The 16,007-nt window shown below is 74.1% G+C and carries 17 protein-coding genes; 13 read left to right on the forward strand and 4 right to left on the reverse strand.

Features of this window, described 5'->3' with window-relative positions; all coding sequences use genetic code 11:
- Positions 1 to 10 precede the first annotated feature (10 nt).
- From hypA to hypF, 4 genes are read left to right on the forward strand one after another with little or no spacing between them, the layout of a single operon-like run.
- Positions 11 to 364 (forward strand): hydrogenase maturation nickel metallochaperone HypA, encoded by a 354-nt coding sequence (gene hypA, locus CWOE_RS12700; protein WP_012934020.1) that lies wholly within the window; start codon positions 11 to 13, stop codon positions 362 to 364.
- The gene (gene hypB / locus CWOE_RS12705; protein ID WP_012934021.1) at positions 352 to 1,146 is read left to right on the forward strand and encodes a hydrogenase nickel incorporation protein HypB; all 795 of its coding nucleotides are present in this window, start codon (positions 352 to 354) and stop codon (positions 1,144 to 1,146) included. Before hypA ends, hypB begins: the two co-directional genes overlap by 13 nt.
- Positions 1,143 to 2,318, forward strand: a complete 1,176-nt coding sequence (locus tag CWOE_RS12710; RefSeq protein WP_012934022.1) for an SIS domain-containing protein — start codon at positions 1,143 to 1,145, stop codon at positions 2,316 to 2,318. The genes hypB and CWOE_RS12710 overlap by 4 nt, the downstream gene beginning before the upstream one ends.
- Positions 2,315 to 4,801 carry a carbamoyltransferase HypF gene (gene hypF, locus CWOE_RS12715; protein ID WP_041730456.1) on the forward strand — a complete coding sequence of 829 codons (2,487 nt, stop codon included), beginning with the start codon at positions 2,315 to 2,317 and terminating at the stop codon, positions 4,799 to 4,801. The genes CWOE_RS12710 and hypF overlap by 4 nt, the downstream gene beginning before the upstream one ends.
- A 34-nt stretch (positions 4,802 to 4,835) precedes the next feature.
- Here hypF and CWOE_RS12720 read toward each other — a convergent pair whose 3' ends face one another.
- Both CWOE_RS12720 and CWOE_RS12725 read right to left on the reverse strand, forming a co-directional pair.
- A complete protein-coding gene (locus tag CWOE_RS12720; protein WP_012934024.1) occupies positions 4,836 to 5,699 on the reverse strand; it encodes an SRPBCC family protein in 864 nt (287 codons plus the stop codon).
- Positions 5,692 to 6,249 (reverse strand): winged helix-turn-helix domain-containing protein, encoded by a 558-nt coding sequence (locus CWOE_RS12725; RefSeq protein WP_012934025.1) that lies wholly within the window; start codon positions 6,247 to 6,249, stop codon positions 5,692 to 5,694. The genes CWOE_RS12720 and CWOE_RS12725 overlap by 8 nt, the downstream gene beginning before the upstream one ends.
- 159 nt (positions 6,250 to 6,408) lie before the next feature.
- Between CWOE_RS12725 and CWOE_RS12730 the strand changes: the two genes are divergently transcribed.
- Together CWOE_RS12730 and CWOE_RS12735 are read left to right on the forward strand one after the other, a co-directional pair.
- A complete protein-coding gene (locus CWOE_RS12730) occupies positions 6,409 to 6,591 on the forward strand; it encodes a hypothetical protein (protein WP_041730459.1) in 183 nt (60 codons plus the stop codon).
- Positions 6,592 to 6,667: 76 nt separating this feature from the next.
- Positions 6,668 to 7,513 (forward strand): SDR family oxidoreductase, encoded by an 846-nt coding sequence (locus tag CWOE_RS12735; protein WP_041732370.1) that lies wholly within the window; start codon positions 6,668 to 6,670, stop codon positions 7,511 to 7,513.
- Here CWOE_RS12735 and CWOE_RS12740 read toward each other — a convergent pair.
- Positions 7,438 to 8,547 carry a LacI family DNA-binding transcriptional regulator gene (locus CWOE_RS12740; protein ID WP_012934027.1) on the reverse strand — a complete coding sequence of 370 codons (1,110 nt, stop codon included), beginning with the start codon at positions 8,545 to 8,547 and terminating at the stop codon, positions 7,438 to 7,440. The two genes, CWOE_RS12735 and CWOE_RS12740, sit on opposite strands and share 76 nt — an antisense overlap.
- Positions 8,548 to 8,599: 52 nt before the next feature.
- On the opposite strand from CWOE_RS12740, the gene CWOE_RS12745 reads away from it, so the two are divergent.
- The 6 genes from CWOE_RS12745 (at position 8,600) to CWOE_RS12770 (ending at position 14,750) form a co-directional block, all read left to right on the forward strand.
- Positions 8,600 to 10,270 (forward strand): amidohydrolase, encoded by a 1,671-nt coding sequence (locus CWOE_RS12745; protein WP_012934028.1) that lies wholly within the window; start codon positions 8,600 to 8,602, stop codon positions 10,268 to 10,270.
- Positions 10,267 to 11,721: an APC family permease gene (locus tag CWOE_RS12750; RefSeq protein WP_012934029.1), complete on the forward strand. Its 1,455-nt coding sequence runs from the start codon at positions 10,267 to 10,269 to the stop codon at positions 11,719 to 11,721. Before CWOE_RS12745 ends, CWOE_RS12750 begins: the two co-directional genes overlap by 4 nt.
- Positions 11,714 to 12,334 (forward strand): DUF1989 domain-containing protein, encoded by a 621-nt coding sequence (locus CWOE_RS12755; RefSeq protein WP_012934030.1) that lies wholly within the window; start codon positions 11,714 to 11,716, stop codon positions 12,332 to 12,334. The genes CWOE_RS12750 and CWOE_RS12755 overlap by 8 nt, the downstream gene beginning before the upstream one ends.
- Positions 12,324 to 13,427 carry a P1 family peptidase gene (locus CWOE_RS12760; protein ID WP_012934031.1) on the forward strand — a complete coding sequence of 368 codons (1,104 nt, stop codon included), beginning with the start codon at positions 12,324 to 12,326 and terminating at the stop codon, positions 13,425 to 13,427. Before CWOE_RS12755 ends, CWOE_RS12760 begins: the two co-directional genes overlap by 11 nt.
- A gap of 59 nt (positions 13,428 to 13,486) precedes the next feature.
- Positions 13,487 to 13,825, forward strand: a complete 339-nt coding sequence (locus tag CWOE_RS12765) for a hypothetical protein (protein WP_148260996.1) — start codon at positions 13,487 to 13,489, stop codon at positions 13,823 to 13,825.
- Between the two features lie 79 nt (positions 13,826 to 13,904).
- On the forward strand, positions 13,905 to 14,750 hold the full coding sequence (locus CWOE_RS12770) for a type IV toxin-antitoxin system AbiEi family antitoxin domain-containing protein (protein ID WP_160165512.1): 846 nt from the start codon (positions 13,905 to 13,907) through the stop codon (positions 14,748 to 14,750).
- A 62-nt stretch (positions 14,751 to 14,812) separates the two neighbouring features.
- On the opposite strand, the gene CWOE_RS12775 is transcribed toward CWOE_RS12770, so the two are convergent.
- Entirely contained in the window at positions 14,813 to 15,043 is a 231-nt protein-coding gene (locus CWOE_RS12775) for a hypothetical protein (RefSeq protein WP_012934034.1), read from the reverse strand.
- 195 nt (positions 15,044 to 15,238) lie between these two features.
- Here CWOE_RS12775 and CWOE_RS12780 point away from each other — a divergent pair, with 195 nt between their 5' ends.
- A complete protein-coding gene (locus tag CWOE_RS12780) occupies positions 15,239 to 16,003 on the forward strand; it encodes a DeoR/GlpR family DNA-binding transcription regulator (protein WP_012934035.1) in 765 nt (254 codons plus the stop codon).
- Positions 16,004 to 16,007: the final 4 nt, after the last annotated feature.

Below are 16,007 nucleotides of genomic sequence, written 5' to 3' on the forward strand. Positions count from 1 at the left end.
GGCGGGCGCGATGCACGAGCTGTCGATCGCGAGCGCCGTCGTCGACACCGCCGTCCGCCATTCCGGTGGGCGGCGCGTGACGCTCGTCTCCGTCCGCGTCGGCCAGCTGCGCCAGGTCGTCGCCGACTCGCTCGCGTTCTACTTCGGCGTCGTCGCGCGCGAGACCGTCTGCGAGGGCGCGCGGCTCGATCAGGAGCTGGTCGCCGCGCGCCTGCGCTGCCGCGCGTGCGAGCGGGAGTGGGCGGTCGACGTGCCCGCGTTCCGCTGCCCGGCGTGCGCCGGCGGCGACGTCGAGGTGCTGAGCGGCGAGGAGCTGGAGGTCGAGTCGATCGAGCTGGAGGTGGAGTCGGAATGCACCGCGTGAAGGTCCGGGTCGTCGAGGACGCACTCGACGCCAACAACACGATCGCGCGCGCCAACCGCGCCGACTTCGACCGTGCCGGCGTGACGGTCGTGAACCTGATGAGCGCGCCGGGCGCCGGCAAGACGACGCTGTTGGAGCGGCTGCTCGGCGGCGACGACGGCGGCGCCGGCGGGCTCGGAGGTCCCGGCGGGCCACGCGTCGGCGTGCTCGAAGGCGACGTCCAGGGCAGCCTCGACGCCGACCGGCTCGCCCACCTGCACGTCCCGGTCGTGCAGCTGAACACGGACTCGGGCTTCGGCGGCGAGTGCCACCTCGACGCGAACATGGTCCGCTCGGCGCTGCCCGCGCTGCCGTTGGAGCAGATCGACCTGCTGATCGTCGAGAACGTCGGCAACCTCGTCTGCCCGGCCGAGTTCCACGTCGGCGAGGACGCGCGGATCATGGTCTCCTCGGTCGCCGAGGGCGACGACAAGCCGCTCAAGTACCCGCTGATGTTCCGCACCTGCGAGCTGGTCGTGCTGAACAAGGTCGACCTGATCGAGCACGTCGACTTCGACCTCGACCGCTTCGCCGCGCGGCTCGACGCGGTCCATCCCGGCGTCGCGCTGATGCCCGTCAGCGCCCGCACGGGGGAGGGGCTGGACGAGCTGCGCGCGTGGCTGGCGAGCGTGCCCGAACGCAAGGCGCGCGCCGCCGCCGTGCCGCCCGCCGCCGCGCCGCCCGCCGCCGCGCCGCCCGCCGCCGCGCCGGCCGCGCCCGCTCCTGCCGGAGGCGCCGTGTGAGCCGCGCGCCGGCCGCTCCCGACGCTCTGCTCGCGGCGCGTCTCGACGCCGGCGAGCACTTCTTCGCGCCGGCCGCGTGCGACCGGATCGCGCGCTGCTGCCACCGGATGGCGGAGCGCTTCGCGCGCGGCGGGCGGCTGCTCGCGTTCGGCGCCTCCGCCGCAGACCGCTCCGACGTGCGCCACGTCGCGGTCGAGTTCGTCCATCCGGTGATCGTCGGCAAGCGGGCGCTGCCGGCGCTCGGGCTGGCGCCGCACGACCTCACGCTGCTCGCGCGCGAGCACGACGTCGCGATTGCGTTCGGCGCCGGCGCGAGCGTCGCCGCGGGCGTGCGCGCGGCGCGGGCGCGCGGCTGCCTCACGATCGGCTTCGCCGACGTCGGCGCGGAGTGGCGCTTCGCGCCGCCGGACGACGATCCGTTCGTCGCGCAGGAGCTGGTCGAGACGCTCTACCACGTGCTGTGGGAGCTGGTCCACGTCTTCTTCGAACACCGCGGCCTGTTGGCGGGACGCGACGCCGGCAGCCGCCACGACAGCGGCGCGTCGAGCTTCCTCTATCCGTTCCTCGACGAGCGTGAGCACGACCTCGACGCGGTCCTCGCCGACGTCGCCGCCTCGGCGCGCGCGAAGTCGCAGGAGATCGGCGCGCTGCGGTCCCAGACGCTCGGCGACGGCCGCGAGACGCTGCTGAACGCCGCCGCCGCGCTGCGGCGTGCGCTCGACGGCGGCGGGACGCTGCTCGCGCTCGGCAACGGCGGCTCCGCGACCGACGCGATGGACGCCGTCGCCGACCTGCGCGAGCCGTCGGGCACGCACGGCTGGCCGCCGCGCCGCGCGCTCGACCTGACCGCCGACCCAGCGATCCTGACCGCGATCGCCAACGACGTCGGGACGGAGGCGATCTTCGCGCGGCAGGTGATCGCGTACGGCCGCGCGGGCGACGGGATGCTGGCGTTCTCCACCAGCGGCGGCTCGGAGAACGTGATCTCGGCGCTGCGCGAGGCCCGCGGGCGCGGCGTCGCGACGGTCGCGTTCGTCGGCTACGACGGCGGCCGGATCCTCGCCGAAGGACTCGCCGACTTCGTCGTCGTGACGCGCTCGGAGCACATCCCGCGGATCCAGGAGGCGCAGGCGAGCGCATGGCACGTGCTGCGCGAGCTGATCGAGGCGTGAGGGCGCCGGCACGGCGTCGCGTCGCGGTGCGGGTCGAGGGGGTCGTGCAGGGGGTCGGGTTCCGGCCGTACGTCTTCCGGCTGGCAGAGGAGCTGGGGCTCGCGGGGTTCGTGCTCAACGACGTCCACGGCGTGCTCGCCGAGGTCGAGGGGGAGGACGCGGCCGTCGCGCGCTTCCTCGCGCTGCTGCCCGAGCGGGCGCCGCCGCTCGCGCGCGTCGAGGGGGTGGCGGTGCGCGACCTGGATCCGGTCGGCGACGGCGGCGCGTTCGCGATCGTCGAGAGCGTCGCGGGCGGCACGCCGGACGCGCGCGTCTCTCCCGACACCGCGACGTGCGACGACTGCCTCGCGGAGCTGTCCGATCCGGCGGATCGCCGCTTCCGCTACCCGTTCCTCAACTGCACGAACTGCGGCCCGCGCTTCACGATCGTGCGCGGCGTCCCGTACGACCGCCCCGCGACGACGATGGCGTCGTTCGCGATGTGCGCCGCCTGCCGCGCCGAGTACGACGACCCGCGCGACCGCCGCTTCCACGCCCAGCCGAACGCCTGCCCGGCCTGCGGGCCGCGCGCACGGCTGCTCGACGCGGAGGGGAGGGAGATCGCCGACGCTCCCGCTTCCCCCGACGCGGTCGGCCCCGCCGACGCTCCCGCTTTTCCCGACGCGGTCGCGGCGGCGGCCGCCGAGCTGCTCGCCGGGCGGATCGTGGCGGTCAAGGGCGTCGGCGGCTACCACCTCGCGTGTCGCGCTGACGAGGAGCGCGTGGTCGCCGCGCTGCGCGCGCGCAAGCGGCGCGAGCAGCGGCCGTTCGCGCTGATGGTCGCGAGCGTCGCGGCGGCGCGGGCGCTCGTCGAGCTGGGGGAGGCGGAGGAGCGGCTGCTGTGCTCGCGCGCGCGGCCGATCGTGCTGGCTGCGCGGCGCGCGGACGGCGGCGCCGCCGGTGCCCGCGTCGCGGACGCCGTCGCGCCAGGTGCCCCCGAACTGGGCCTGATGCTGCCGTACACGCCGCTGCACCAGCTGCTGCTCACGGACGCGGGCGGCGTCCCGCTGGTGATGACGAGCGGGAACGTCTCCGACGAGCCGATCGCGTTCGACGACGCCGAGGCGCTGCGGCGGCTGGGCGCGATCGCCGACCTGCTGCTGGTCCACGACCGTCCGATCGCGACGCGGACCGACGACTCGGTCATGCGCGTCGTGGAGGTCGCGGGCGCGCGGCGGCCGCTGCCGCTGCGCCGCTCGCGCGGGTTCGTGCCGGACGGGATCGCGCTGCCGCTCACGGCCACGCGGCCGATCCTCGCGTGCGGGGCGGAGCTGAAGAGCACGTTCTGTCTGGCGAAGGGGACGACCGCGTGGGTCGGCCACCACATCGGCGACCTCCAGAACTACGCGACCGAGCGTTCGTTTCGCGACGGGATCGCCCACTTCGAGCGGCTGTTCGCGGTGACGCCGCAGCTCGTCGCCCACGATCTGCACCCCGACTACCGCTCGACCGCGTACGCGCTCGAACGCGAGGGCGTCGAGACCGTCGCCGTGCAGCACCACCACGCGCACCTGGCAGCCTGCCTGGCCGAGCACGGCGAGACGGGCACGGCGGTCGGCGCGATCTACGACGGCACCGGACTCGGCACCGACGGCACGGTGTGGGGCGGCGAGCTGCTCCTCGGCGACCTCACCGGCTTCGCCCGCGTCGGCTCGCTGCCGCCGGTCAGCCTCCCGGGTGGAGATCGCGCCGCCCGCGAGCCGTGGCGGATGGCCTGCGCCTGGCTGATCGCCGCGCGCGAGGACGCCGCGCCGCCCGCTGCCGCGCCGCCCGCTGCGGCGCCGCCCGCTGCGGCGCCGCCCGCTGCCGCGCCGCCCGCTGCCGCGCCGCCCGCTGCGGCGCCGCCGCCGATCCCGCCCGCCCTCGCCGGCCGCATCGCGCCCGAGCGCTGGGCTGCGATCGCCCGGATGGCCGCGAGCGGCTTCGCGTCGCCGCCGACGACGAGCATGGGCCGCCTGTTCGACGCGGTCGCCGCGCTCTGCGGCATGCGCGCGGCGGTTGCGGCGACATACGAGGGACAGGCCGCGATCGAGCTGGAAGCGATCGCGGACCGCGCCGAGCGCGGCGCGTACGAGCTGCCGCTCGCGCCCGCCCCGCCCGGAGCGCCGCCGCTCCTCCTCTACGCGCACGTCACGATCCGCCAGGTCGTCGCGGACCTCGCCGCGGGCACCCAGACCGGCGTCGTCTCCGCGCGCTTCCACCGCGCGCTCGCGACCGCGACCGCGACCGCTTGTGCGCAGGTGGCGTCGGACGCCGGCACCGATCTGGTCGTCCTCTCCGGCGGCGTCTTCCAGAACCGGCTGCTGCTGGAGGAGACGGCCGCCCGCCTTCAGGCGGCCGGCCTCCACGTGCTCGTCCCGCTCCAGCTGCCGCCCAACGACGGCGGGATCTCCTACGGGCAGGCGGCGGTCGCGGCGGCGCGCGACGCCGCCGCCGCCGCGTAGCCGCGTCGGCCGGCGGTCGCGCCGGCCGACGTGCTCAGCTTCCGGCGCTGACGCTCGCGTCGTCGGGGATCCAGATCGGCTTCCAGGCGGGCAGCTCGTGGAAGCGCCGCAGCTCGGCGAGCCCGGAGAGGTTGCCGCCCCAGCCGGCATACGGCGGCGTGCCGCCGAAGCCGCTCTGCACGAGCGTCAGTCTCGTCCGGCCGCTCGACTCCTCCAGCTCCCACGTCGTGACGCCGACCGGCCCGCCCCAGTCGATCGACATGCGGCGGCCGGGCTCCAGCTCGAGGATCTTCGCCGGGTTGGGGTTGTTCTCCAGTCCGCCCATCCCGACGCGACCGCCGACGAACGGCTCGATATCGATCGGGAAGCCGAACCAGCGCGACACCTTCGCCGAGTCGATCAGCGAGTCGAAGACCTGCTCGGCGAGCGCGTCGATCAGGACCGTTCTCTGCAGCTCGGCGGAGGTGAAGTCGACCATCGCCGTCGGCTCGCGGCCTTCGAGGTGGTCGACGAGGTTCGCGAGCGCGAGCGCCCAGAACGTCTGCAGGACGCCGCGGATGCTGCTTTCCTCGACCGCCTCCTGGAAGTCGAAGTGCGACTGCGTCAGCGTGACGATCGTCGCCGCCTCGCCGTCCGGCTCCAGCGAGATCGACGTCGTCGTCTCGGCGCCGTCGAGCAGCCACGTGAAGCGGACGCCGCGGTCGTCCGCGTGCAGCAGCCGCTGGTGAGGCGCGCTGCCCTCGGGCGTGTAGCGGCCCCAGAACTCGTACCGCTCAGGCAGCTCCACCTCGGCGTGCTCGGCGAGCCAGATCCGCAGCGTCGCGGCATCCGTGATCGCGTGGTGGACGGTCGCCAGCGGCGCCCCGGCGCGGGCGCGGAGGGTCATCGGATCACTCATCTCGGTCTCCCTTGGGGTAGCACGCGACGGCGAGCTTGAAGGCGTCGCCCTCGGCGCCGCCGTAGCGGGTGAACAGGTCCTGCAACGTCGACTGGAGGTCGGTCAGGAACGCCTCGCGCTGCGCGGCGGGGATGCGGATCTCGCCCGAGATCCCGATCGACGGCAGCTCCGGTGCCGCGCGGTCGAGCCCGGCGACGTCGGCCTGGATCTCCTCCGCGAGGTCGAGCAGGTAGCCGAGGCTCAGCTCGTCCTGCGCGCGGCGGCCGCCGATCCGGCCGACGAGCCGGGGGGAGAGCCAGTAGGAGCGCGCGGCCGCCTGGTAGATCCCCTCGCTGATCCCGCGGACCTTGCGCTCGGACACCTGCTGCGCGAGGCCCATCTCGACCAGTCTTCTGACGTGGTAGTAGACGCGCTGGGGCGTCTGGCCCAGCTGCGCCGCGATCGCCGTGCACGTGACCGGCTCGGCGAGCTGCCGCAGCACCTCGATGCGCTGCGGCTTGAGCAGCGCCTCGGCCTGCTCGATCTCTGCCAGGTAGAGGACGTCCTTCATCGTAAAGTCATCTTTGCACGTAAAAATCCTACTTGTCAATGGTCGTCCTGGGTTGGTGTCGCTATGCGACCACTACCCAGGACGACGCCCGGCGTAGGATCGACCTCGCCGCCGGCACCGGGAAACTCACGCGCCGGCGAGCGCCGCGGCTTCCGCCTCGTGCAGACGCTCGACCGCCGTGGCCTGCTCCAGCGCGTGCGCTCGACGAGCTACATCGCGGCGCTGTCCGCCGCCGAGCGCGAGCGTGCGATGGCGCCAGTGGAACGGCTCGTGGAGCAGCTTCCGGAGCCGATCGAGCTGCCGTACAGGACCGACCTCTTCACGTTCGCCGCGACGGCGTAGCGGCGCGCATCCGTCAGCGCGTTCTCTAGTGTCGCTCGCGGCTGGAGTGCGACGAAGGAGCGACGGCGTGAGCGGGCTGAATCTGAGCGGCAAGACGATCTTCATCTCGGGCGCGAGCCGCGGGATCGGGCTGGCGATCGCGTTGCGCGCGGCGCGCGACGGCGCGAACGTGGCGCTGATCGCGAAGACGGCGGAGCCGCATCCGAAGCTGGAGGGGACGGTCTACACCGCGGCGGAGGCGATCGAGGCGGCGGGCGGCAGAGCGCTGCCGATCGTCGGCGACATCCGCGACGAGGCGCAGGTCGAGGCCGCGGTCGCGCAGACGGTCGAGCGCTTCGGCGGGATCGACGTCTGCGTCAACAACGCGAGCGCGATCAACCTCGCCGGGATCGAGCAGTTGGAGATGAAGCGCTACGACCTGATGCAGAACATCAACGTGCGCGGCACCTTCGTCGTCAGCAAGGCGTGCGTGCCGCACCTGCGCAGGGGGACCAACCCGCACGTGCTGACGCTCTCGCCGCCGATCAACCTCGACCCGAGATGGCTCGCGCCGTACACGGCATACACGATCGCCAAGTACGGCATGACGCTCGTCGCGCTCGGCCTGGCGGAGGAGCTGCGCGAGGCCGGCGTCGCGTCGAACGCGCTGTGGCCGCGGACGCTCGTCGCCACCGCGGCGGTGCAGAACCTGCTCGGCGGCGACGAGGCGATGCGCCGCGCGCGCACGCCGGACGTCTACGCCGACGCGGCGTACGAGGTGCTGACGCAGCCGAGCCGCGAGTACACCGGCCAGGCACTGCTGTGCGAGGACGTGCTCGTCGCCGCCGGCGTGACCGACCTCAGCCGCTATTCCAACGGCGACGGCGCCGACCTCGGCGTCGACCTGTTCGTCGACGACGCGAACCCGCCCTCGCTGCGCTGACTGCTCGCGCGGACCAGCAGGTTCGCGGCGATCGTGCGGGAGGTGGCGGTCGCGCGGCCGGCGAGGCGGTCGATCAGCAGCTCGGCGGCGGCGCTGCCGCGCTCTCCGGGGTGGAGGTCGAGCGCGGTGATCGCCGGGTCGCCGAACGTCGTCTCCGGGCTGTCGGCGCCGCTGGCCACCATCAGGTCGCCGGGGATCGTCAGCCCGAGCGCCCGCGCTGCCTGCACGACGCCGGCGGCGGCGCGCTCGGCGAGCGCGACGATCGCGTCCGGGCGGTCGGGCCGGTCCAGCAGCGCGTGCGCCTGCTCGCGGGCGCTGCGGACGAGGTCGTGGAGGCTGGCGCGCGCCTCGATCGGCTCGGCGCCGCGCTGCGCGCACCAGGCGCGGTAGGCGTCGACCGACTCGACCGTCCAGCCCCACTCGGAATCGGACGCGAGCAGCGCGATCCGCTCGGCGCCGGCGGCGGCGAGGTGGTCGAGCAGCGTCCACGTCGCCTCGCGGTTGTCGCCGACGACGCACCAGTCGTGGTCGGGCCGGCCGGGGTCGCGCTCGATCGTCACGACCGGGATCCCCTGGCCGGCGAGCACGTCGATCCGCGGGTCGAGCGCGACCGGGTCGCACAGCAGCACGCCGTCGGCGTCGAGCCTGCGCAGGTTGTCGCCGTCGTCGGCGGCGGGCGAGAGCAGCAGCGAGTGCTCGAGCCCGAACGCCGTGCTGGCGGCGGCTGACGCCAGCAGCATGTAGTAGCTGAGGCCGAGCATCTCGCGCTCTGCCGCACCGAGGCTCGGCAGCAGCAGCGCGATCGTCGACGTGCGGCCGCTGCGCAGCGAGCGTGCGTTGCGGCTCGCGCGGTAGCCGAGCTTCGCAGCCTCCGCGAGCACGCGCGCCCGCGTCCCCGGATCGACCTCGCCCTTGCCGTTGACGGCGTGCGAGACGGTCTTGACCGACACGCCCGCGGCCGCCGCCACGTCGCGGATCGTCGCGCGTCTGACCCCCGCGCGTCTCGCGCTCCCCGACGATGGCCTATGCGTCATGTCGGGGAGGATACCTTGTTGCCGAAAACGTTTACTGGTACGTTGCCGCGCCATGCCGACCCGTCCCGACCGAGCCGTCTCGCCCGCTCGCGCAGCGCGCCCCTCGCAGCCCGCCGACCTCGTCGTCCGCAACGCGCGCATCCGCACCCTCGTCCCGTCCGCTCCGTGGGCGAGCGCCGTCGCGATCCGCGGCGGCGAGATCGTCGCCGTCGGCGCCGACCGCGACGTCGCGCCGCTTGCAGGTCCGGGCACCGAGACGATCGACGGTGGCGGGACCCTGTCGGTGGTGCCCGGACTCACCGACGCGCACATCCACCCCGTCTGGGGCGCCGAGCTGGCCGTCGGCGCCGACCTCAACGGGCTCACGACGCTCGCCGCCGTGCACGCCGCGCTCACCGCCGAGGCCGCCGCGACGCCCGCTGGCGAGTGGGTCCGCGGCTGGGGGCTCGACCCCGCCGTCCTCGGCGGGCAGCCGATCTCCTCCGCCGCGATCGCGGCCGCCGTCGGCGACCGCCCCGCGCTCGTGCTCTGCTACGACCTCCACACCGCCGTCGCGACACGGCCGGCGCTCGCGCTCGCGGGCGTCGACGGGCCGCGCGCGTTCGGCGACGCCTCCGAGATCGTGTGCGACGCCGACGGCCCGACCGGCGAGCTGCGCGAGCCGTCCGCCTACCGGCTCGTGCTCGACGCGGCGCCCGGCAGCACCGGCGCGGCGTTCCGCCGGCGCGTCGGCGGCGTCCTGCGCGACCTCGCGCGCCTCGGCCTGACCGGCGGCCACGCGATGGACGGGACGCCTGAAGGGCTCGCGCTGTACACCGAGCTGGAGCAGGAGGGCGCGCTCTGTCAGCGCGTCGTCGTGCCGTTCTGGCAGCGGCCGGACGCGACCGAGGCGGAGATCGAGGAGCAGCTGGCGCTGCGCGACGCGCGCGGCCGGCGCTGGCGCGGCGGCGTAGCCAAGTTCTTCGTCGACGGCGTGATCGAGACCGGCACCGCGTGGCTGGAGGAGCCCGACAGCCACGGCGAGGGGCTGACCCCGTACTGGCCCGACCCCGAGCGCTACCGCGAGCGCGTCGTGCGCTTCGCGCGCGCCGGCTTCCAGTGCGTCAGCCACGCGATCGGCGACCGCGCGGTGCGCGCCTCGCTCGACGCCTACGCCGCCGCCGGCGTGCGCGCCGCCAACGGCGCCCCGCACCGCGTCGAGCACCTCGAGCTGGTGACCGACCGCGACGTGACGCGCATCGCGGCGGAGGGCGTCGTCGCCTCGATGCAGCCGCTCTACATGCAGGCGCGCCGCGCCGACGGCAGCGACATCTGGACCGGGCGCGTCGGCTCCGAGCGCGCCGCGCGCGCCTTCCGCACGCGCGACCTGCTGAACGCGGGCGCCCAGCTCGCGCTTGGCTCCGACTGGCCGGTCTCGCCCGTCGACCCGCGGGTCGGGATGGCGTGGGCGCGGCTGCGCCGGCCGCCCGGACAGCCGGACGTCGAGGTGCTGGAGCCCGCCCAGCGGCTGACCGCGCTGGAGGCGCTGCAGGGCTATACGTCGGGCGCCGCGGACGCCGTCGGCGAGCCGCGCCAGGGCCGGATCGCGCCAGGCTGCGCGGGCGACCTGACCGCCTTCGCGGCCGACCCGGTCGAGGTCTCGGCCGACGAGCTGCCCGACCTGCCGGTGTGCCTGACCGTGGTGGATGGAGAGATCGTGTTCCGAGCAGAGGAGTCGAGATGAGCGTTGCCGACACGCCGGTCGAGGAGAAGGCCCACCTCCGCGCTGGGTCGGTCGGGATGTGGGACCTGGTGTTCTTCGTCGTCGCGGCCGCGGCGCCGTTGTCGGTGATGTCCGGGGCCTCGCCGCTGGCGATCCAGTTCGGCGGCGTCGGCGCGCCCGGCGGGTACCTGCTGGCCGGGATCGTCTTCATCGTCTTCGCGATCGGCTTCACGGCGATGAGCCGGCGGCTGCCCAACGCGGGCGCCTTCTACGCATACGTCACCCACGGCCTCGGGCGCCCGACCGGCGTCGGCGCCGCGCTCGTCGCGGTCGTCGCCTACAACACGATCGCGATCGGCTTCGTCGCCGGGATCGGCGTCTTCGCGGAGGCGACGGCCGACGACGTCTTCGGGATCCACCTGCCGTGGACGATCTGGTCGCTGCTCGGCCTGGTCGCGATCGCATTCCTTGGCTACAACCGCATCACGCTCAGCGCGAAGGTGCTGGCGGTGCTGCTGATCGCCGAGGTGCTGATCCTCGTCGTGCTGGCGGTGCCGGTGATCCTCGACGGCGGAGCGGATGGGCTGAGCTTCACCAGCTTCGAGCCGGCGAGCATCTTCGGCCCCGGCGTCGGCGCGCTGTTCGTGCTCTCGTTCGGCGCCTTCCTCGGGTTCGAGTCGACGGCGATCTACAGCGAGGAGGCGCGTGATCCGAAGCGGACGATCCCGCGCGCGACGTTCCTCGCCGTCGCCTTCATGGGCCTCTTCTACGCGCTGATCGTGTGGACCGTGATCATGGCGTTCGGCTCCGCCGAGGCGCTCAGAGTCGCCGACGCGGACCCGGCCGACATGTACTTCATCGCGATGCGCGAATGGGTCGGCAAGGGCGCCAGCGACGTGATGCACATCCTGATCGTGACGAGCACCGTCGCGTCGACACTGGCCTACCACAACGCGGCTTCGCGCTACTTCTTCGTGCTCGGCCGCGAGGGCGTCCTGCCGAGAGCGCTCGGCCGCGCTCGGCCGAAGAACGGCGCCCCGGGGGTCGCGAGCATCACGCAGGTGGCGATGATGACGGTCGTCGTCGGCGTCTTCACGCTGTTCGGAGCGGCGCCGTACGAGCAGACGTTCCTGTGGCTCAACGGCACCGGGATCGTCGGCCTGATCGCGCTGCAGGCGCTCTGCTCGTTCGCCGTCGTCGCCTGGTTCTGGCGCGTCCCGTCCGACGCGAACGTGATCCAGCGGGTGATCGCGCCCGTCGTGGCGGGGCTGGCGCTCGGGACCGTCGTCGTGCTGATCGTCGACAACTTCGCGATCCTGACCGGCGCCGGGACGCTCGTGAACGTGCTGCTGCTGCTGCCGGTCCCGATTGCGATGGCGGTCGGCGTCGGCGTCGCGCTGCGGATCCGCGCGCGCGACCCGGAGACGTACGCGTGGCTGACGAGAACGAAGGCGGCCGATCTCCGTGACTGAGGAGACCGTCGTGCGCCACCGCGTCCCCGCCGGCCACGGCCTCGCCGCCGCCGTGCGAGCGGGGCAGCACGTGAGCGTCGTCAACACGCCCGGGACGCAGGTCGTCGACACGTGGGCGTTCACCTCCGAGCCCGGCGAGCACCTCTCGATGGACCACTGCCGGGAGGTCTTGCAGAGACTCTGGTTCGGCGTCGGCGACACGCTCGTCAGCAGCCGCTACCGGCCGCTGCTGACCGTCGTCGCCGACACGTCGCCGGGCCGCCACGACACGCTGATCGTCCCGTGCAGCACGGCGATGTACGAGCGGATGGGCGCCGCAGCGGACCATCGCAGCTGCGCGTCGAACCTGCACGAGGCGCTGGCCGTGGTCGGGCGTTCCAGCGACGTCGTCCCGGCCGCCTGGAACCTCTTCATGAGCGTCCCCGTCGGCGGCGACGGCGCGCTGACGTTCGAGCGGCCGCACTCGCGCGCGGGCGACCGCGTCGTGCTGCGCGCCGAGCGCGACCTCGTGCTCGTCTGCTCGGCCTGCCCCGACGACCTCTACCCGACCAACGGCGGCACCGGCCGCCCGCGGGACGTCCACCTCGAGATCGGAGGATCCGATGCAGCCTGAGTCGCCGCGTGCGCGGGCGCGCGAGCTGGGGCTCGTCGTCGGCGAGCTGCCGACCGGCCCGCACAACGCGATCACGGACGTCGGCGGGGTGCGCGTCGGCCACCGCACGCTGATGCGCGGCGACGCGGTCCGCACCGGCGTGACCGCGATCGTGCCGCACGCGGGGAACCTCTTCCGCGAGCGCGTCTACGCGGGCGTCTCGCCGTTCAACGGCTACGGCCAGCTGACGAGCAGCATGGTGATCGACGAGTGGGGGCTGATCGGCTCGCCGATCGTGATCACCGACACGGCGGGCGTCGGCGTCGGTTACTCGGCCGTCGTCGAGCACCTGACCGCGCACGACGAGACGGTCGGGATCGCCGACGTCGCGATGCCGGTCGTCGCCGAGTGCGACGACGGCTTCCTGAACGACAACCGCGCCTCGAGTCTCACGACCGCCGACGTGATCGCCGCGATCGAGGCGGCGGCGGACGGGCCGGTGGAGGAGGGGAGCGTCGGCGCCGGGACCGGCATGCAGCTGTTCGAGTACAAGGGCGGGATCGGGACGGCGTCGCGCACGGCCGGCGGCTACACGGTCGGCGTGCTCGTCAACACGAACTTCGGCGTCCAGCGCCAGCTGACGATCCTCGGCGCGCCGGTCGGGCGGCTGCTGGCGGGGCCGCCGCCCGCCGCGCCGGCGCCGCGGCGCCACGGCGAGGGCTCGTGCGTCGCGGTCGTCGCGACCGACGCGCCGCTGCACCCGCTGCAGCTGAGACGGCTCGCGCGCCGCACCGACGTCGGGCTCGTGCGCACCGGCTCGGTCGCGCACGACGGCTCCGGCGAGATCGCGCTCGCCTTCTCGACGGCGCAGCTCGTCCCGCGCGAGCAGCGCGAGCCGGAGCGTCAGGTGCGCGTGATTCCGGAAGGGCAGGACTGGCGCAACGGGACGCTGCTCGACCAGCTGTTCGCGGCGGTCGCCGAGGCGACCGAGGAGGCAGTCCTCAACGCGCTGTTCACGGCGAGCACCGTCGCCGGGCGCGCCGGCAACACGCTGGAGCGGATCGACCCCGACGCCGCGCTGGCCGCGATCGTCGACTGGCACGCGGGCGGCTGACGGCCCGATCGGGCGCGATCCCGGGGAGGGGAAGCGGGGCGTTCTCGCGACGTGGGGGTGTGAACCTCGGCGAACCCCCTCCTCGCTACCGCCGGCAGCCGGCCGGCCGCACCACGAGGCCGCCGGTCGCGCGGATGGTCACGACGCTCGGCGACCCGCGCAAGCGCACGATCGTCCGCTTCGCGCTCGACCGGCGCGGCGAGTGGACGGTCGACCAGCTGCACGAGCGGCATCCGGCCGTCGGCCCGGTCCGCGACGCCCACACGCTCTGCATGCAGCTCGCCGTCGTCGGCCTGCTCGCGTGGATCCCGACCGACGAGACGCGCCTGCGCCACCAGCCCTTCCGCCTGCGCGACGCCTCGACCGCTGCAGCCGCCCTGGCTTCCTACACCGTCTGAGGGGCGAGCCCCGGCGTCGTCCTGGCTCAGTGTCGCTATGCGACACCAAGGCAGGACGACTGACGCGATGATCGGGGCGATGGCGAGCCGTGCTCACGGGGTCGTGACGCGGGCTCAACTCGTGGAGGCTGGGGTCACGCCGGCGGAGGTGCGGCGGCGGCTGGGAAGCGGCCGGCTGCTGCGCGTCCACAAGGGGGTCTACCGCGTCGGCCACCGCGCGCCGAGCGTGGAGGCGACCTACCTCGCCGCCGTCTGGGCGTGCGGGGAGCGGGCGCTCTTGAGCGGGCCGGCGGCAGCGCACCTGCTCGGACTGCTCAAGGGCGCGCCGCCGGCGCCGCAGGTGACCGCGCCGACGGAGCGCGTCGTCGCGGGCGTGGAGGTGCGGCGCTGCCGCCCGCTCGGTGACGCTGACGGGATCGGCTGGCGCGGGGTGCCGACGACGAGCGTGCCACGGACGCTCGTCGATCTCGCGGCCACGCTGTCAGCCGACACGCTCGCGCGCGCCTGCCACGAGGCCGGGGTCCTGCATCGGACCACGCCACGGCAGGTCGACGCGGTCCTGGCGCGGCGGCCGGCCAGCCCGGGCCGCGCGAAGCTGCGCGCGGTGTTGCGCGGGGAGACGAAGGTCACCCTGAGCGTGCTCGAACGTCGCTTTCTCGCGCGACTGCGCGACGCGTCGCTCCCGCTGCCGCAGACGAACCGGCCGGCGGGCGGGCGACGGGTCGACTGCTGCTGGCCCGAACAGCGTCTGACCGTCGAGCTGGACAGCTACCGCTTCCACAGCTCCCGTCACGCGTGGGAGCAGGACCGGCGGCGGGAGCGCGAGGCGCGCGCTCGCGGGGACGAGTTCCGCCGCTTCACCTACGCCGACGCCGTCGAGGACCCCACCTACATGCTGGCCCAGCTCCGCGCACTCCTGGCCTGAGCTGGGGTCGTCCTGGATTGGTGTCGCTATGCGACAGCGAACCAGGACAACCCAGGCGAGGGTCAGGCGGGGAGGCGTTCCTGTGTGGCGTCTGCTCCGATTCCGGCGTCGGCGAGGGTGGCGGTCCAGCCGGCGTGGTCGGCGGGGCCGTGGTGGACGACGCGCAGGGTGTCTCGGCGCAGCGTCAGCAGCACGTCCTGGACGTCGTTGTGGATGAACAGCTCCCAGCGGATGCGGGCGTGCTGGGCGGCGGCGTTGGAGGAAGGGGGGAAGCGGAGATCAGAGGTGTTCACGACAGGCTCCTTGCGAGCAGGGGCTAGCACTGAGAGCGAGGCAGTCGTGACCTCTGGCGGCGCCGGTCGTGAGCGCCGTGAGAAAACGTAGCACCCACGGGGGCGAACGAGCCCCGTTCGACACTTGCGCAGAGTCGTGCAGAGTCATGCAGAGCTTTGCTTGCCTTTGAGCGACTGTGTCTGTAGCGTCGCGCCATGCTCGCTCAGCAACGGCAGGACCGGATCGCGCGGACGCTGCGCGCGGAGGGGCCGGCGGCGGTCAGCACGCTCGCGGAGCGGCTCGGCGTCAGCCAGGCGACGGTGCGGCGCGACCTGCTCGAGCTCGAACGCCAGGGTCGCCTCACGCGCGTCTACGGCGGCGCCGTCTCCTCGGCCGAGCACGACGAGCCGTTCGCCGACGTCGCGACCGTCCGCGTCCCCGAGAAGGACGCGATCGCCGCGCGCGCCGCCACGCTGATCGCCGACGGCGAGACTGTCCTGCTCGACATCGGCACGACCGCCCACCGCTTCGCGCGCCGCCTCCACGGCCGCGCGATCACCGTCGTCACGAGCAGCCTCGCGGTCTGCGACGAGCTGCGCGACGACGAGGCGATCGAGCTGATCGTGCTCGGCGGGACGTTCCGCCGCAGCTACCGCTCGCTCGTCGGCTTCCTGACCGAGGACGCGCTGCGCCAGATACACGCGGACCGCGTCTTCCTCGGCACCAGCGGCGTGCGACCCGACGGCAGCGTGCTCGACACGACGTCGATCGAGGTGCCGGTCAAGCGGGCGATGATCGCGGCGGCCGACCAGGTCGTGCTGCTCGCGGACGCGACGAAGTTTCCGGGCAGGGGTCTGGCACGCGTGTGCGGCCCGGAGCAGCTCGACGTGGTGGTGACCGACGCGTCCGGGAACGCGCCGGCACTCGCCGCGTTGGGCGAGGCGGGGGTCGAGATCCAACAAGCAGGGAGAGCGGGATGAGCAG

The organism is Conexibacter woesei DSM 14684 (genome assembly GCF_000025265.1).
Taxonomy (GTDB): domain Bacteria; phylum Actinomycetota; class Thermoleophilia; order Solirubrobacterales; family Solirubrobacteraceae; genus Conexibacter; species Conexibacter woesei.

Bases quoted from the DNA above. Each gene is read 5' to 3' on its own strand.
- hypA (WP_012934020.1), top strand. From the start codon at position 11: ATGCACGAGCTGTCGATCGCGAGCGCCGTCGTCGACACCGCCGTCCGC.
- hypB (WP_012934021.1), top strand. From the start codon at position 352: ATGCACCGCGTGAAGGTCCGGGTCGTCGAGGACGCACTCGACGCCAAC.
- CWOE_RS12720 (WP_012934024.1), bottom strand. From the start codon at position 5,699: ATGAGTGATCCGATGACCCTCCGCGCCCGCGCCGGGGCGCCGCTGGCG.
- CWOE_RS12725 (WP_012934025.1), bottom strand. From the start codon at position 6,249: ATGAAGGACGTCCTCTACCTGGCAGAGATCGAGCAGGCCGAGGCGCTG.
- CWOE_RS12740 (WP_012934027.1), bottom strand. From the start codon at position 8,547: ATGACGCATAGGCCATCGTCGGGGAGCGCGAGACGCGCGGGGGTCAGA.
- CWOE_RS12745 (WP_012934028.1), top strand. From the start codon at position 8,600: ATGCCGACCCGTCCCGACCGAGCCGTCTCGCCCGCTCGCGCAGCGCGC.
- CWOE_RS12750 (WP_012934029.1), top strand. From the start codon at position 10,267: ATGAGCGTTGCCGACACGCCGGTCGAGGAGAAGGCCCACCTCCGCGCT.
- CWOE_RS12760 (WP_012934031.1), top strand. From the start codon at position 12,324: ATGCAGCCTGAGTCGCCGCGTGCGCGGGCGCGCGAGCTGGGGCTCGTC.
- CWOE_RS12770 (WP_160165512.1), top strand. From the start codon at position 13,905: ATGGCGAGCCGTGCTCACGGGGTCGTGACGCGGGCTCAACTCGTGGAG.
- CWOE_RS12780 (WP_012934035.1), top strand. From the start codon at position 15,239: ATGCTCGCTCAGCAACGGCAGGACCGGATCGCGCGGACGCTGCGCGCG.